General features: G+C 31.2%; 15 protein-coding genes. 14 read left to right on the top strand and 1 reads right to left on the bottom strand.

Annotated elements, in window-relative coordinates; translation table 11 throughout:
• Positions 1-95 precede the first annotated feature (95 nt).
• The 3 genes from DWZ53_RS07215 to DWZ53_RS07205 all read left to right on the top strand — a co-directional run bounded on the left by DWZ53_RS07215 (position 96) and on the right by DWZ53_RS07205 (position 2,691).
• Complete coding sequence (locus tag DWZ53_RS07215) at positions 96-1,298, top strand: OFA family MFS transporter (protein WP_118433023.1); 1,203 nt, start codon at positions 96-98, stop codon at positions 1,296-1,298.
• Positions 1,299-1,300: 2 nt separating this feature from the next.
• Positions 1,301-2,281, top strand: a complete 981-nt coding sequence (locus DWZ53_RS07210; RefSeq protein ID WP_118433022.1) for an aldo/keto reductase — start codon at positions 1,301-1,303, stop codon at positions 2,279-2,281.
• Positions 2,282-2,361: 80 nt separating this feature from the next.
• Positions 2,362-2,691: a hypothetical protein gene (locus DWZ53_RS07205; RefSeq protein ID WP_118433021.1), complete on the top strand. Its 330-nt coding sequence runs from the start codon at positions 2,362-2,364 to the stop codon at positions 2,689-2,691.
• Between the two features lie 19 nt (positions 2,692-2,710).
• Here the strand turns inward: DWZ53_RS07205 and DWZ53_RS07200 are convergent, their stop codons facing one another.
• Positions 2,711-4,354, bottom strand: coding sequence for an NFACT family protein (locus DWZ53_RS07200; protein ID WP_199589131.1), 1,644 nt, complete (start codon positions 4,352-4,354; stop codon positions 2,711-2,713).
• A 99-nt stretch (positions 4,355-4,453) separates the two neighbouring features.
• Between DWZ53_RS07200 and gmk the strand changes: the two genes are divergently transcribed.
• The 11 genes from gmk (at position 4,454) to DWZ53_RS07145 (ending at position 15,329) form a co-directional block, all read left to right on the top strand.
• Positions 4,454-5,017 (top strand): guanylate kinase, encoded by a 564-nt coding sequence (gmk, locus tag DWZ53_RS07195; protein WP_118433020.1) that lies wholly within the window; start codon positions 4,454-4,456, stop codon positions 5,015-5,017.
• A gap of 52 nt (positions 5,018-5,069) precedes the next feature.
• Entirely contained in the window at positions 5,070-7,259 is a 2,190-nt protein-coding gene (gene priA, locus DWZ53_RS07190; RefSeq protein WP_118433019.1) for a primosomal protein N', read from the top strand.
• Between the two features lie 2 nt (positions 7,260-7,261).
• A complete protein-coding gene (rsmB, locus tag DWZ53_RS07185; RefSeq protein ID WP_118433018.1) occupies positions 7,262-8,506 on the top strand; it encodes a 16S rRNA (cytosine(967)-C(5))-methyltransferase RsmB in 1,245 nt (414 codons plus the stop codon).
• Positions 8,507-8,511: 5 nt separating this feature from the next.
• The gene (gene rlmN, locus DWZ53_RS07180; protein WP_118433017.1) at positions 8,512-9,540 is read left to right on the top strand and encodes a 23S rRNA (adenine(2503)-C(2))-methyltransferase RlmN; all 1,029 of its coding nucleotides are present in this window, start codon (positions 8,512-8,514) and stop codon (positions 9,538-9,540) included.
• The gene (locus tag DWZ53_RS07175) at positions 9,540-10,286 is read left to right on the top strand and encodes a Stp1/IreP family PP2C-type Ser/Thr phosphatase (protein WP_118433016.1); all 747 of its coding nucleotides are present in this window, start codon (positions 9,540-9,542) and stop codon (positions 10,284-10,286) included. Before rlmN ends, DWZ53_RS07175 begins: the two co-directional genes overlap by 1 nt.
• The gene (pknB, locus tag DWZ53_RS07170; RefSeq protein WP_118433015.1) at positions 10,279-12,180 is read left to right on the top strand and encodes a Stk1 family PASTA domain-containing Ser/Thr kinase; all 1,902 of its coding nucleotides are present in this window, start codon (positions 10,279-10,281) and stop codon (positions 12,178-12,180) included. Before DWZ53_RS07175 ends, pknB begins: the two co-directional genes overlap by 8 nt.
• Before the next feature lie 2 nt (positions 12,181-12,182).
• Positions 12,183-13,058 (top strand): ribosome small subunit-dependent GTPase A, encoded by an 876-nt coding sequence (gene rsgA, locus DWZ53_RS07165; RefSeq protein WP_118433014.1) that lies wholly within the window; start codon positions 12,183-12,185, stop codon positions 13,056-13,058.
• Positions 13,051-13,701 carry a ribulose-phosphate 3-epimerase gene (gene rpe / locus DWZ53_RS07160; protein ID WP_118433013.1) on the top strand — a complete coding sequence of 217 codons (651 nt, stop codon included), beginning with the start codon at positions 13,051-13,053 and terminating at the stop codon, positions 13,699-13,701. The genes rsgA and rpe overlap by 8 nt, the downstream gene beginning before the upstream one ends.
• Positions 13,698-14,294: a thiamine diphosphokinase gene (locus DWZ53_RS07155; RefSeq protein WP_118433012.1), complete on the top strand. Its 597-nt coding sequence runs from the start codon at positions 13,698-13,700 to the stop codon at positions 14,292-14,294. The genes rpe and DWZ53_RS07155 overlap by 4 nt, the downstream gene beginning before the upstream one ends.
• On the top strand, positions 14,294-14,656 hold the full coding sequence (gene crcB, locus DWZ53_RS07150) for a fluoride efflux transporter CrcB (RefSeq protein ID WP_118433011.1): 363 nt from the start codon (positions 14,294-14,296) through the stop codon (positions 14,654-14,656). The genes DWZ53_RS07155 and crcB overlap by 1 nt, the downstream gene beginning before the upstream one ends.
• Before the next feature lie 115 nt (positions 14,657-14,771).
• Positions 14,772-15,329 carry a ferritin family protein gene (locus tag DWZ53_RS07145; RefSeq protein WP_118433010.1) on the top strand — a complete coding sequence of 186 codons (558 nt, stop codon included), beginning with the start codon at positions 14,772-14,774 and terminating at the stop codon, positions 15,327-15,329.
• The last annotated feature ends 224 nt before the right edge of the window (positions 15,330-15,553 follow it).

Below are 15,553 nucleotides of genomic sequence, written 5' to 3'. Positions count from 1 at the left end.
TTTATCTATAGGTTTTGTCAAAAAAGTGTATTAGATTATTCTGATATCCCTTTATATAATTACATTGCGAAATTTTTTACAAGGAGTAGGGATTTATGAAACAAAGAAAAATTGTATTTACTGCAGCGTTTATTATGATCTTTTGCTGTAGTGCTTCAGCAGCTTTTAGTGTTTTTTCAAAACCATTACAAGTTGCGACTGGTGGAGATGCATCGCAAGTTGCATTAACACTTACGATCTACCAAACATTTATGGCTATCTTTGGTATTTTATCAGGTAAAATTGTTGATAAAAGTGGTCCAAAAAAATTAATGTTTATTGGTGGTATTGTTTTTGGATTAGGTTGGGCATTAACTGCATTTGCTTCTTCTATTCCAATGTTGTATTTAACAACAGGTTTTATTGCTGGTGCAGGAAATGGATTATTGTATAATCCTTCACTTAACATGGCATTAAAATGGTTTCCAGAAAAGAAAGGAACAATTTCTGGATTACTATTAGCTTCTGCTAGTGTAGGTCCATTAGCGTTATCTAAAGTTGGTGCGATTTTATGCCAATCAATGGGAACAACAGGATTTATTTACATTGGTGTTGCTTATGCAGTGCTTGTTTGTATTTCTTCATTATTTGCAGCTGTTCCTGATGCCGGATGGACACCTGATGGTTATACACCAGCTGCCATGGCAGCTAACAATTCTGCAAAGGACTATACACCTAGTGAAATGCTTAAAACAAGCAAATTCTATGTCATGTTGATTTTATTTGCTTTATCTTGTACAGCAGGAATCATGATGATTGGTTCTTTATCAACTATTGCACAAACTCAACTTGGAGTAGATCCTATTGTAGCAAGTAACTTTGTAGCGATTAACTGTATTGCTAATTTATGTGGTCGTTTGATTATTGGTAAATTCTGTGATCAAGTTGGTGAAGCTAAAACTCTTGTTGGTATTTTAATCATTACAGCGTTATCTTTATTTGGATTAAAATTAGCTGGATCTAATATGGCATTCTTTATTGTTTGCTTAGTATTATTAGGTGGTACTTTTGGTGGGGTATTAGTTGTTTATCCACCATTAACTGCTAAAAACTTTGGTATGAAAAATCAAGGGATGAACTATGGAATTATGTTCTTTGCTTATGCTATTGGATCTTTATTAGGACCACAAATTGCTGCTAAATTTGTTGATGTATCAGCAGGATTCATGGCATATGGAAATGTTTATATGGTAGCTATTGGGGTTGCGATTGTGGCTATTATTTTAGATGTCGTATTAATTAAAAATATGGAGGCTTAAAAATGGAATATACACGTATAAAAGGATTAGATAAACCAGTTTCTAAATTAATTATGGGAACTGCTTGGTTTAATAAAGAATATAAAGAAGAAATTTTTCAAATGTTAGATTTATATATTGAAAAAGGGGGAACAGTGATTGATACTGGGCGTTTCTACGGGGCTCATTATCAAGGTAAACATGCTTGTGAATCTGAAAGAATCTTAAAAGAATATTTTGATTCACGTGGTAATAGAGACCAATTAGTTATTATGGATAAAGCATGTCATCCTATTATTACTCCAGATGGAGCACATCATCCAGAATACTGGCGTGTAAAACCAGATATCATTACTGATGATTTACATTACAGTTTATTACATACAGGATGTGATCATTTTGATATTTATTTACTACATCGTGATGATCCTAGTGTACCTGTTGGAGATATCATGGACCGTTTAGAACAACATCGTAAAGAAGGGTTGATTACAACTTATGGTGTATCTAACTGGGAACAAGATCGTGTAGAAGCAGCCATTGCTTATTGTAAAGAAAAAGGATATCAAGGATTATCAGTAAATAACCCATCTTATTCTTTAGGACATGTTGCTAAAACAAGATGGCCAGGATGTGTTTATGCTGATGATCAATATGCACGTTGGCATAAAGATAAAGATATTACTTTATTCTCTTGGGCAGCACAAGGTCATGGATTCTTTGCTGATATTTATGATGAAAATGCACCTCAAGATATTAAAGATGCTTTCTTTACAGAAGAAAACTTTGAAAGATTAAATAGAGCTAAAATTTTAGGTAAAGAAAAAGGTGTTCCTTCAATTAATATTGCATTAGCTTATGTATTAAATCAAGGATTTGATATTTGTGCGATTATTGGTTCACGTGATCGTAAAGAATTTGATTCTTGTTTAGAAGCTTCACAAATTAAATTAACTGAAAAAGAAGTGGCTTATCTTTGCTTAGAAGCTGATGATTACAAATAAGATCTCATAATGAGATCTTTTTTTCCTAAACGCCTAGTTTCATTCATTATTTATCATAAGATACATTAGGAGGTGTTTTGATGAACTGTAATCAAAATTGTTTTAAAAGTGGTTGTAATCAAACATGTCAAAGCTGTCAATCTTGTTCAAACTTTAATAACTGGAATAATGGACAAGGTTGTAACAATGATTGGAACACAAACTGGAATTCTAATTGGAACGGTAATTGTCCAAGACCACTTGTAGCACCAACAAGAGTTTGTACGACTTGCCAAAATCAATATGTTGAACAACCGGTCATTTGTCCTATTGAATGTCGTCGTGTCAACAATGTTGTTTTAGTACCAAGATATTATCCCCGTTATTTCCAAACTTCCTTTGTTCAAAGTAATAATAATTCTGTATTCTAAAAAAATAGATGCTTTGCATCTATTTTTGTTTTAATTCATTTAAAATATTTGGATCTGGATCAATATATATTGTTTTATAGTGATCTAAGATGACTTTACCAGGTTTACTGGCAGCTGGTTTTTTTAATGTTTTAATAAGTGTGTAATTGACAGGAACACTGCTTGAATTCTTTCCTTTTGAAAATAAGGCAGCAATATTAGCAGCAAGACGAATTGTATATTCATCTAAATCTTGTTTTCTTACGATAACATGACTTCCGGGCATATCTTTAACATGAAACCACGTATCATAGCGATGAGCATATTTAAAAGTTAAATAATCATTTTGGAGATTATTTTTTCCAATACAGATTTCGATATTATCTTTAGTAAGATAACTTTCAAAATGAGGGATGCCCTTTTTACGAATCGTATTTTTCTTCTTTTTCTTTTTTAAATACCCCTCGTTTTCTAATTCTTCTTTTATTTCTAAGGCATCATAATAAGAAGCGTGATCCATGGCTGTAAGTAATGAATCAAAGTAATCAATTTCTTTTTTAGTTAAATCAATTTGTTCATGAAGGACTTGAATAGAATTTTTTGCTTTTTGATAACGATTATAATACTTTTGTGCATTGGCTTTAGGATCTAGTTTAGGATCTAAATCAATCAGTATTTTGGTATTATCGTAATAGTTATCTACTTCTATTTGTGACATTCCCTTTTTTATAAGATGTAATGAACTATAAAGCAAGTCTCCTTTTATACGATATTCATCACTATTACAAGAGTCTTCTAAAGTACTTTCTAGTTTTTTTAGTTTTGTGACATTTTTTTGATATTCATTCGAGATAATTTTATATAAATTACTTGTTTGTTGTTTGATCCTTTCTTTTTGATCAATGAGATTAAAATGTTGATCTAAACCTTTAAATAAAGGATATGCTGTTGTTTTACCATTTAAATGAGTTAATTCAATTAAATGAAAATATTCTTTATCGTTGACGTTGCTTAGATATATTGTTTGTGAATTTTTGATTTCATTCATAATATCTTTAAAATCAGCACCTTGATCGTGACGATAGAGTATTTCTCTAGAAAGAATAGGTGACATCCCTTGGTACACACGTGTTAAATTATTGTCTTCTATAAAATCACTTGAAAAAGGATTTAATTTATGTTGAATAACAGGAGGTAATTGATATGTGGCTCCTGGTTGTAAAAAACGTTCACTATTCATGCTTGGTGTAATACGTTTGATACAATCAACAATCTTTCCGTTTTGTCGACATAAAATAATGTTGGAATGTTTTCCCATAACTTCAATGTAGAGATAGTATTCATCAAGATCTCCTAACTCGTTATGACAATGCAAGGTTATTTTCATGATTCGGTCTAATTCGATTTGTTCAATCGCTTTAACATAACCACCTTCTAAATATTTTCTAAAGAGCATAGTTAAGGTATTAGGTGATTCAGGAGTTGGGTATTCTAATTCAGTTAATTGAACACGAGCATACATCGGATGACATGAAATCAGTAATTTATAGTTTTGTCTATTAGCACGAATTGTAAAAAGTAATTCGTATTTAGATATTTGATATATTTTATTAATTCTTCCGGTTATAATGGTTGTATTTAAATCATCGATAATGCGATGCATCATAATTCCGTCATAAGCCATATTTTCTCACCCCATGTAACTATAACATATTATGAATTTAATTGACATTATCTCTTTGATATTGTAGGATAAGTTTTATAAAAAGAGGGAGTGAACATAGTGAAAAGAGGCATGCTAATTATCTTAAGTGGTCCTAGCGGGGTAGGAAAAGGGACTGTAAGAGAAGAGTTATTTAAAGATGAAAGTTTAAATCTAGCTTATTCAATTTCGATGACAACAAGAAAACCACGTCCTGCAGAAAAAGAAGGGGTTGATTATTTCTTTGTTGATGAAAAGACATTTACTCAAAAGATTGCTGATGGGGGCTTAATTGAATGGGCTAAGTTTGTAGGAAATTATTATGGAACTCCTAAAGACTATGTTGAAGAATTATTAGATGAAGGAAAAAATGTAGTATTAGAAATAGAAGTACAGGGTGCTTTACAAGTGATGAAAAAATGTCCTGATGCGCTTACTATTTTCTTAGTACCACCTTCAATGGAAGAATTAGAAAGAAGAATTCGTGGACGTCGTACTGAAAGTGAAGATATTGTCATGGAGCGTTTAAATAAAGCACGTAAAGAGATTGCGACTAAAGATCAATATAAATATGTAGTAGAAAATGATGATATTATGGCGGCTAAAGAAAAGATTGCTAAAATAATTAAAGAGCACAAAGCATAAGCATTAACTTGTGCTTTTTTATATTCAAAATAGAGAAAAAGAAGGTGATGAAATGTATATTTTGAAAGTATTAGTTGAATATGCTAATCAAAGTTTAGATACAACTTTTGATTATTTATCCAACCAATATGTAGAAACAGGATGTCGTGTGGAAATATCTTTTCGTCATCGTTCAATTGTTGGTTATGTAGAAATGTGTAGTGAAACTTCTCTTACACAAGATGAGTTAGAAAAAAGTCAGGGCTTTAAATATCAGTATATTAAAAGTGTTATTGACCAAAAACCATTATTAAATAAAGAATTATTACAGTTAGCTGATTACCTTGCTAAATTAACACTTTCACCTAAAATTGCTGTATTACAAGCAATGTTACCAATTCAATTAAAACCTAATAGTACGCAAGGTAGTGGGATTCGATATGAAAAATATGCTGTTTTTAAACAAGATAAATTAGTTAAAACTGTAAAACAGCAAGAAGCTTTAGCGTATATGAAAGAACATAAAAAAGTGAAAGTTAAAGATAGTCCATATAGTAAGGCTATTTTAGATAAGTTGGTTGAACAAACTGTAATTGAATATATTCAAGAAGAAGTTAAACGTGATCCTTTTCAAGATGATATTGAAATGAGTCAGGCATTAAAATTAAGTGATGATCAACAAAAGGTATTATTTCATATAAGTCAAAAACTAGGAACTTATTTTACTTGTTTAATTCATGGGGTAACGGGTTCTGGTAAAACTGAAGTTTATCTTCAACTTGCAAGTCAAGTGATAGAAAGACAACAATCAGTTTTAATGATGGTTCCTGAAATTGCTTTAACACCGATGATGGTTACTGCTTTTAAACAAAGATTTGGTAAAAAAGTAGCTATTATTCATTCTAAATTAAGTTCGGGTGAACGTTATGATGAATACCGAAGAATTGAAGAAGGTCAAGTGATGGTTGTAGTAGGTGCAAGAAGCGCCGTGTTTGCACCACTAAAAAATATCGGTTTGATTATTATGGATGAAGAACATGATGCCAGTTATAAACAAGAAAGTACACCGCGTTATTTGACTAGCCAAGTAGCAAGAAAAAGAGCATTATATCATCACTGCCCCCTTGTTTTAGGAAGTGCAACACCGTCTTTAGAAACCTATAGTCGCGCTTTAAAAGGGGTCTATGATTTGTGTGAACTACCACACCGTATTAATCAAAATCCTTTACCAGAAGTAGAATTGATAGATATGGCTCAAGAAATAAGAAAACATAATTATTCTTTGTTTTCATCAAAAATGAAAACAGCGATTCAATCATGTTTGGAAAAAGGGGAACAAGTTGTTCTTTTATTAAATAAAAGAGGCTATGCCAGTTATATGCGTTGTTTAGATTGTGGCGAAGTTGTTAAATGTCCTCATTGTGATGTAACTTTAACATATCATAAAGCTACTCAAAGGTTGACATGTCATTATTGTGATTATTCTATGCCTGTTAGTCATACTTGCCCTCATTGTCACAGTAAGCAAGTGAAGATGGTGGGTTATGGTACTGAAAAGATTGAAGAACAGATAAGTCAATTATTTCCACTTGCAAGAGTGCTGAGATATGATGTAGATACAACGCGTAAGAAAAACGGACATCATCGTTTATTGAAAGAATTTGAAGAAAATAAAGCGAATGTGTTAGTAGGAACACAAATGATTGCTAAAGGATTAGATTTTCCTAATGTGACTTTTGTAGGTGTATTAAATGCTGATATTTCTCTTAATATTCCTGATTTTAGAGCGAATGAAAGAACGTTTCAATTATTAGAACAAGTATCGGGTAGAAGTGGTAGAGGAAGTAAGCAAGGAACAGTGATGATTCAAACTTATAATCCTGAACATTTTGTTTTACAGTGCGTTAAAGAACATGATTATCAAAAATTTTATCAAAAGGAAATGAAAATAAGAAAATTAAGTCATTATCCTCCATTTGCTCATTTAGTTACTTTAACGATAGAAGGTAAAGATGAAAATGAGGTCAAACAAAGTAGTCAAAGAATTAAAACTTATTTAGAAAAAGAATTAACAGAAACGGTGTTAGGACCTGCTCCTTGTATGATTTATCGTATGAGTGATGAATATCGTATGCGATTAATGATTAAGACGACAAAGAGTCAGATGCTTTATCCGGTATTATCAAGGGTTAATGATTTTTATAATAAAAATAAAAGAAAGGTTAGAGTTATATGTGATTTTAATCCATATACAATGTTATAGTTATGGCAAGAATTCATGCATTTGAAATTTTAAATCAATATTATATTGATCAAAGTTATTTGAACATCACTTTAAATCATGTGTTAAGTGATAGTAAACTATCAAGAAAAGATAAAGATTTATGTACTCATATTGTTTATGGGACAATTCAAAATCAATTATATATAGAGTATTTATTAAAACCTTTTATTAAGGGAAAAAGAGTAAAAAGGAAAATCAAGACAATACTTTATATGTCTATATATCAACTAGAATTTTTAACAAAGATACCTCATTACGCTATTATTGATGAAGCGGTCATAATAGCAAAAAAAGAAAATTATCATGCCGGAGATTTTGTTAATGCAGTATTAAGAAATTATCTTCGTCAACCTAAACCAACACTAGAGGGATTAGAACCTTTACAGCGACTTTCAATTGAGACAAGCCATCCTCTTTGGTTAGTTAAGATGCTAGTAAGTCAATATGACTACAAAACAGCAAAAAAAATATGTATTGAAGATAATGGAACACCTCAACGTATGGCAAGAGCCAATACATTGAAAACTTCGGTTGATCAGATTTTAGAAAATGAAGATTACCAAAAAGGTAACTTATCAAATGTAGGTGTACTTTATCGTCATGGTAATATCGCTAATACTAAAGAGTATCAAGATGGTTTGATTACTGTACAAGACGAATCAAGTCAGTTGGTAGGAACTTTATTGAATCCTGAAAAAGGAAGGCGAGTATTAGATATGTGCTGTGCTCCAGGAAGCAAAACGACACATTTAAGCGCAATTATGGAAAATACGGGTGATATTGAAGCTTATGATTTGTTTGCACATAAAATTGAACTTGTAAAAAAGAATTGTCAAAGATTAGGGGTAAACAATGTGCATTTACATGTACAAGATGCTTTAGAAATTGATGAGCCAGAAGCTTCATTTGATGCTGTTTTGTTGGATGCCCCTTGTTCAGGGCTAGGTGTTTTAAAAAGAAAGCCAGAGATTAAATATCATCCTAGTGATGCTATGGATGAGATTATTGTATTGCAAAGAAAATTATTAGAAAAGGCATATTATTTGTTGAAAAATAATGGTAAAATGGTTTACAGTACCTGTACAATCAATAAAAAAGAAAATGAAAAGATGATTGCACAGTTCGTAAAAAAACATCCCAATATGAAAGTAATTGAGGAAAAATTAATTCTCAATTATCAATATCATAGTGATGGATTTTATATGTGTAAGATGATAAAGGAATAGAAAAAATGAAACATTTATATAATCATTCATTAGAAGAGTTAACAGAGTATTTTCAAACAATTAATCAAAAACCATTTCGTGCTAAACAAGTTTTCAAATGGTTATACACGAAAATGGCATTTGATTTTGATGATATGAGTGATCTTTCTAAAGATTTAAGAGAACAATTAAAACAAGAATGTGTTATTGATACATGTTTAATTAGTGAAAAACAAGTATCGAAAGATGGAACGATTAAATATTTATTTAAATTAGCTGATGGGAGTTTAATTGAATCGGTACTTATGATTCATGATTATGGTCGTTCATTGTGTGTGACTAGTCAAGTTGGATGTAACATGCAATGTCGCTTTTGTGCAAGTGGTTTGTTAAAGAAACAAAGAAATCTAACTGCTGGAGAGATGGTTAACCAGATTATGGCGGTCATGAAAGATACAAATCAAAGAGTATCGCATGTTGTTGTTATGGGAACAGGGGAACCGTTTGATAATTATGATGAAGTGATGAAGTTTGTAAGAATTATTAATCATCCTCAAGGATTAGCTATTGGAGCACGTCATATTACCATTTCAACATGTGGTTTAGTTCCTAAAATTGAACAATACAGTCATGAGGGAATTCAAACTAATTTAGCGATATCTTTACATGCACCTAATGATGAAATTCGTGATCAACTTATGCCAATTAATAAAGCTTATCCAATGGATCAATTAAGACAAGCAGTTAAAGATTATATTAAAGAAACGAATCGACGGGTCACTTTTGAGTATATTATGTTAAAAGATGTCAATGATACATTAGTTTATGCACGTCAATTGGCTCATTATATGAAGGGGCTTAATGCTTATGTTAATTTAATTCCATATAATAGTGTAGATGAAAATGGTTATCAGCCAAGTCTTCATGATACAGTTGAAGAATTTAAAAGTGAATTATTGAGATTAGGAATTAATGTAACTGTAAGGAAAGAACACGGACAAGATATTGATGGAGCGTGCGGTCAACTTAGAGCTAAACGAAGTGGGGTGAAATAATGGAATTTTATGCTAATACCGATATTGGAAAAATGAGAGTAAAAAATCAAGATCAAGCAGTAGTTATTCACAATTATAAAGATCAGATTTTAGCCTTAGTGTGTGATGGTATGGGAGGTCATAAAGCAGGAGAGATTGCAAGTTATGTAGTGAAAGAACATGTTCTTTCATGCTTTCGTTGTAATCCGCCATTTATTTCAAGAGAAGAAGTGTTAGAATGGATGCAAGACACGGTTTATGAAGCACATCAAATTGTTAAACGTATGGCTGATATGGATGAAGATACCAAAGGAATGGGAACAACTATTGCGATGGCGGTCATTGATGAAAATCAAGCTTATCTTTGTCATGTAGGAGATAGTCGTATTTATATTAATAATCAAGAAGAAATTAAACAGGTAACAAAGGACCATACTTTTGTTAATGAACTCGTTGATCGAGGAGCTATTAGTTTAGAAGAAGCAAAACATCATAGTCAAAAAAATGTTTTAACTCAGGCTATTGGTGTTGATATGGAAATTAAACCAACAATTTCTACTATTGATATTAGTCACTATGATTTAATGATTTGTAGTGATGGATTGTATAATGCTATTGATGATAGTGTTATTCATGAAATCTTAAATCAAAAAATTTCGGTACAAGCCAAAGTGAATGAATTAATTGACCGTGCTAATCAAAATGGTGGACATGATAATATTGCTGTTGTTATTGTGGAACATAGAGGAGGAAAGGTAAATGAATAAAATCATTGCAGACCGATATGAGATTATTGATTTAATAGGTCAAGGGGGCATGGCTGATGTTTATTTAGCTAAAGATACGATTTTAAATCGTACTATTGCTATTAAAATATTAAGAACATCACTAGCTAAAGATCCTGTATATATTACTCGTTTTCAAAGAGAAGCAAGTGCAGCTGCTGCATTATCAGATAAGAATATTGTTGAAATCTACGATGTAGGTGAAGAAGGTAATCAATATTATATTGTGATGGAATATGTTCCGGGAACAACTTTAAAAGAATTGATTTTAAAACGTGGTGCTTTACATATGGTAGAAGCAGTAGATATTATGAAGCAAGTTGTAAGTGGTGTAGCTAAGGCTCATCAACTGGGTATTATTCATCGTGATTTAAAACCTCAAAATATTTTAGTAACGGATACGGGTACGGCAAAAATTGCTGATTTTGGTATTGCATCAATTCAATCGTTGACACATGTAACTCAAACTGATGTGATTATGGGTTCTTTACATTACTTAGCACCAGAATTGGCTCGTGGTGAAAAAGCAACAGCGCAAAGTGATATTTATGCTTTAGGAATAGTCTTTTATGAATTGTTAAGGGGTGAGGTCCCATTTAATGGTGAATCACCAGTAAATATTGCACTTAAACATATGCAAGAAGATTTACCTTCATTAAGAGAATTTAATCCAAGTATTTTACAATCTGTTGAAAATATTATTATTAAAGCGACAGCTAAGAATTTAAACGATCGATATCATAGTGCAAAAGAAATGCTGGCTGATTTACAAACTTGTTTATCAAGAAAAAATGAAGAAAAGCTAGAATTTTATCATGATATCAATGATGAACCAACAATTGTAGTTGGTCAAAATGAAATATTTGATCAAGAAGAACCAGAACATCTTCAAAGAGAAAAGTCAGAAGATAAAAAAAATAAAAAGAAAAAATCTTTACTTCAAAGAATTAAAGAGAAAGATTTAAAAGTGATCATTCCTTTAGCAGCAGGAATAATTGCAGTATTATGTTTGCTTATGTATTTTATTTTATTTGCCGGAGGCAATGATAATACAGTTATGCCTGATTTGACAGGATATACGAAAGAAAAAGCACAAAAGATATTAAGTGAATATGATGTTAAAATTAGTGATACTGTTTATAAAGAATTATCAGATAAATATACAAAAGGAAAGATTATTGCGACAAATCCAAAGTCAGGAACAACAATTAATAAGGGGGATACTGTTACTTTAACAGTATCTAAAGGAAAGTATATTGTTGTTGGTAATTATATAGGAATGACTTATGATGAAGCAAAGATAAAACTAAAAAAACATTTTAATGTAGAAAAAGAAGAAGCTGTTTCTAGTCAAAAAGCAGGAACAGTTATTGGCCAAAGTTTAAAAAGCGGTTATAAACAAGATCCAACCGAAAAAGATCGCACTATTGTTTTAACAGTATCAAAGGGACAATATACTGTTTTGGATGACTATACAGGTATGACTTATGATGGTGCAAAGGCAAAATTAGAAGCACTAGGTTTTGTTGTTTCAAGAAGAGATGAAGTTTCTGATGAAACAGCAGGAACAGTTATTAATCAAAATCTTGCTGTTGGTTATCGTGTAGATCCATCAGATAAAAATCGTCATATTACGTTAACTGTATCAAGTGGTTATAGTCAAACGGTTCCTTCGGTTAATGGGCTTTCTTATAGTGATGCAAAAAGTAATCTTGAAAATTTAGGTTTTGTGGTTACATTATCACCAACACAGTTCCCGGATGATGGCAGTGTTGATGAAACAATGAAAGGAAAGGTATATAAACAAAGCGTATCAGCAGGTACGAAAGTAGATAAGAAAGGAACAACAATTACTATCTACTATTATCAAGAATAAATATGAAAAAAGGACGAATAGTTAAAGCATTAGCGGGGTTTTATTATATAGATGATGGAAAAGAAGTGATTCAATGCCGTGCCCGTGGAAAATTTCGTAAGGATGATATAAAGCCAGTGGTTGGAGATTATGTTGATTTTGAAGATCAACATGACGGAGATGGTTACATTATGAAAATAGGTGAACGTTATAATTTTTTAGTACGTCCACCTGTTGCTAATGTAGATCAGGCATTATTGGTTTTTTCTAGACAAGAGCCAGAATTTTCAACAATGTTATTAGATAAATTTTTGTTGCTGATTGAATATCATCATATTAAACCTATTATTGTTGTATCTAAAATGGATTTAGAATGTGACGATCATATAGAAGAAACTATTGATGCTTATCAAAAAGCAGGATACCAAGTTATTAAAACGAGTTCAAAAAATAATGTTGGACTTGAAGAAATAAAAGCAGTGTTTAAGGATAAAGTAACTGTTATTACAGGTCAAAGCGGAGTGGGGAAGTCCAGTTTGCTTAATGCTTTAGATATACATTTGAATCTAGAAACAAATCAAATCTCAAAGGCTCTAGGTAGAGGAAAACATACAACTAGACATGTTGAATTGTTGAAAATGTATGATGGTTATGTTGCTGATACTCCTGGATTTTCATCATTGGAATTATATATGGAACCAACAGATGCAGCTAGAGCTTATCACGATTTTGATGAATATAGTCAAAATTGTAAATTTAGAGGGTGTCTTCATGATAGTGAACCACAATGTGGGGTTAAGCAAGCTGTTGAAGAAGGTCTTATATCTAAAGAAAGATACGAACACTATTTAATTTATTTACAAGAATTAAAGAAAAAGAAGGAGAAACGATATGGTTAAAATTGCACCATCTGTTTTATCAGCAGATTTTACGAAATTAAAGGAAGAACTTGATTCAATTAAAGAGGCAGGAGCATCATGGGTTCATTATGATGTGATGGACGGACATTTTGTTCCAAATATTTCTTTTGGATATAGTATTTTAAATGATATTTCTAAAGTAACGGACTTGTTTTTAGATGTTCATTTAATGATTAGTCAGCCTCGTCTTTATGTTGACCAATTTATTAAAAGTGGTGCATCACTTATTGTTTTTCATTTAGAAGCAATGAATAATGAAAATGATGTTAAAGAATTAATTGATTATGTTCATAAACAAAATGTACAGGTTGGAGTAAGTATTAAACCATTTACACCTGTTGAAGCGCTTCTTCCTTATTTACAAGATTTAGATTTAGTTTTAGTCATGTCTGTAGAACCGGGATTTGGTGGTCAAAAATTTAATCCAAGTGCATTAGATAAAATTGAAAAATTAAAAAATATGAAAGAAAATCAAAACTATCATTATTTAATTGAAGTAGATGGTGGAATTAATGAAGAAACCGGATTAATGTGTAAAGAAAAAGGCGTAGATGTACTTGTTGCCGGAAGCTATATCTTTAATAGTGATAATTATAAAGAAAAAATAGATTCATTAAAATGAAAATAGGTATTTGTGGTTCAGTATATGATGGTGTTCCTTTTGATCAAACAATAAGTTATATTGGCGTTGATCAAGGAACATTACATTTAGTTCATCAGGGAATAATGCCAATCATGGCTATTGGTGATTTTGATTCTCTTGAAGATAAAAAAATATTAGAAACGTTAAAGATTAAGACACTTCCTCAAAGAAAAGATGTAACAGATACACATGCGGCGGTTGAATATGCATTAGAAAAGAATTATGATGAGATACAATTATATGGTGTAACTGGAAAAAGAATCGATCACTTTATGGCAATTATTGCTTTATTAAAACAATATCAGGATAAAGAAATTGTTGTTTATGATCGCTATAACAGTATTAAAATTCTTATGCCCGGAAGGTATTGTATTAATAATAGACAATATAAATATTTTTCGCTTTTTGCATTTGAAGATACATACATAGATATTGAAAATGCTCAATATCCATTGAAACATTATCTTTTAAAAAATAATGATCCACTCTGTGTATCTAATCAAATATTAGAGGGCGGAGCCTATATTCAAAATAATTGTCCAATATTACTCATTGAATCGAGGGATAAATAATGAGCTATTTGTATGTTGCATTAGGTGGTGCTTTAGGAAGTGTTTTACGTTACGCCTTTGGTAAAATTAAATTTGATGGTGTATTTCCAATACAAACAATGTGTATCAATATAGTAGGTTCTTTATTGATAGGTGTGATAACTGGTTTTATTTTGAAAGATCATCAAGATTCAACTTTTTTGATTTCTTTTTTTAAAGTGGGATTTTGTGGAGGATTTACAACTTTTTCCTCATTTTCTTTAGATTGCATTACGTTAATGCAAAAAGGATATTGGTTTCAATCTTGCCTATATATTATTTTGTCTTTAAGCATATCTTTTATTGTATTATATGGTGCAATGGAGTTTGTGACATCATTTTAGATAAATCATCATGATTTATCTTTTTTTATACCTTCTTTATTGACAAATTAATTAATAGGAGCTATACTTAAGTGGTAATGATTCCTATTAAGGAAATGAAAAGGAGAAATGAAATATGGCAAAATTTGTATGTACAGTATGTGGATTTGTTTATGAGGGAGATGTGTTACCAGAAGGATATACTTGTCCAGTATGTAAAGCACCAGCAGATAAATTTATTAAACAAGAAGAAGGAGAAATGGCTTGGGCTGCTGAACATGTAGTTGGGGTAGCTAAAGATGTAGATGAAGATATTAAGGCAGATTTAAGAGCTAATTTTGAAGGAGAATGTTCTGAAGTAGGAATGTATCTTGCAATGGCTAGAGTTGCTCATCGTGAAGGATATCCTGAAATTGGATTGTATTGGGAAAAAGCTGCTTATGAAGAAGCAGAACATGCAGCTAAATTTGCAGAATTATTAGGTGAAGTTGTAACTGATTCAACTAAGAAGAACTTACAAATGAGAGTTGAAGCTGAAAACGGAGCAACAGCCGGAAAAACAGAATTAGCAAAAAAAGCAAAAGCATTAAACTTAGATGCAATTCATGATACAGTTCATGAAATGGCTAGAGATGAAGCAAGACATGGAAAAGCATTCGCTGGATTACTAGCTAGATATTTTGGTGAAAAATAAGAAAGTAAATAAAATGATCAGGAAATAATGAAGTGAACCGAAAAAGTTGGACAACTTAGGAGGTTCACTTCAATAATCCCTGATTTTTTTATTTGTTGAAAAATAAAAAACAATGATAAAAAGGGGATTTTTTAAAACAAAAGGAAAAAAGGTAAAAGAAAAGGATAAAAAAAGGGGAAAAAGAGTAGACAAACAAGAGAAAAGATGGTAGTATAAACGAGCAC

The organism is Coprobacillus sp. AF33-1AC (assembly GCF_003475785.1).
GTDB lineage: Bacteria > Bacillota_I > Bacilli_A > Erysipelotrichales > Coprobacillaceae > Faecalibacillus.
This window is presented reverse-complemented; position numbering and strand designations above follow the sequence as displayed.

Bases quoted from the DNA above. Each gene is read 5' to 3' on its own strand.
- DWZ53_RS07215 (WP_118433023.1), top strand. From the start codon at position 96: ATGAAACAAAGAAAAATTGTATTTACTGCAGCGTTTATTATGATCTTT.
- DWZ53_RS07210 (WP_118433022.1), top strand. From the start codon at position 1,301: ATGGAATATACACGTATAAAAGGATTAGATAAACCAGTTTCTAAATTA.
- DWZ53_RS07205 (WP_118433021.1), top strand. From the start codon at position 2,362: ATGAACTGTAATCAAAATTGTTTTAAAAGTGGTTGTAATCAAACATGT.
- DWZ53_RS07200 (WP_199589131.1), bottom strand. From the start codon at position 4,354: ATGGCTTATGACGGAATTATGATGCATCGCATTATCGATGATTTAAAT.
- priA (WP_118433019.1), top strand. From the start codon at position 5,070: ATGTATATTTTGAAAGTATTAGTTGAATATGCTAATCAAAGTTTAGAT.
- rsmB (WP_118433018.1), top strand. From the start codon at position 7,262: ATGGCAAGAATTCATGCATTTGAAATTTTAAATCAATATTATATTGAT.
- rlmN (WP_118433017.1), top strand. From the start codon at position 8,512: ATGAAACATTTATATAATCATTCATTAGAAGAGTTAACAGAGTATTTT.
- DWZ53_RS07175 (WP_118433016.1), top strand. From the start codon at position 9,540: ATGGAATTTTATGCTAATACCGATATTGGAAAAATGAGAGTAAAAAAT.
- pknB (WP_118433015.1), top strand. From the start codon at position 10,279: ATGAATAAAATCATTGCAGACCGATATGAGATTATTGATTTAATAGGT.
- rsgA (WP_118433014.1), top strand. From the start codon at position 12,183: ATGAAAAAAGGACGAATAGTTAAAGCATTAGCGGGGTTTTATTATATA.
- rpe (WP_118433013.1), top strand. From the start codon at position 13,051: ATGGTTAAAATTGCACCATCTGTTTTATCAGCAGATTTTACGAAATTA.
- DWZ53_RS07155 (WP_118433012.1), top strand. From the start codon at position 13,698: ATGAAAATAGGTATTTGTGGTTCAGTATATGATGGTGTTCCTTTTGAT.
- crcB (WP_118433011.1), top strand. From the start codon at position 14,294: ATGAGCTATTTGTATGTTGCATTAGGTGGTGCTTTAGGAAGTGTTTTA.
- DWZ53_RS07145 (WP_118433010.1), top strand. From the start codon at position 14,772: ATGGCAAAATTTGTATGTACAGTATGTGGATTTGTTTATGAGGGAGAT.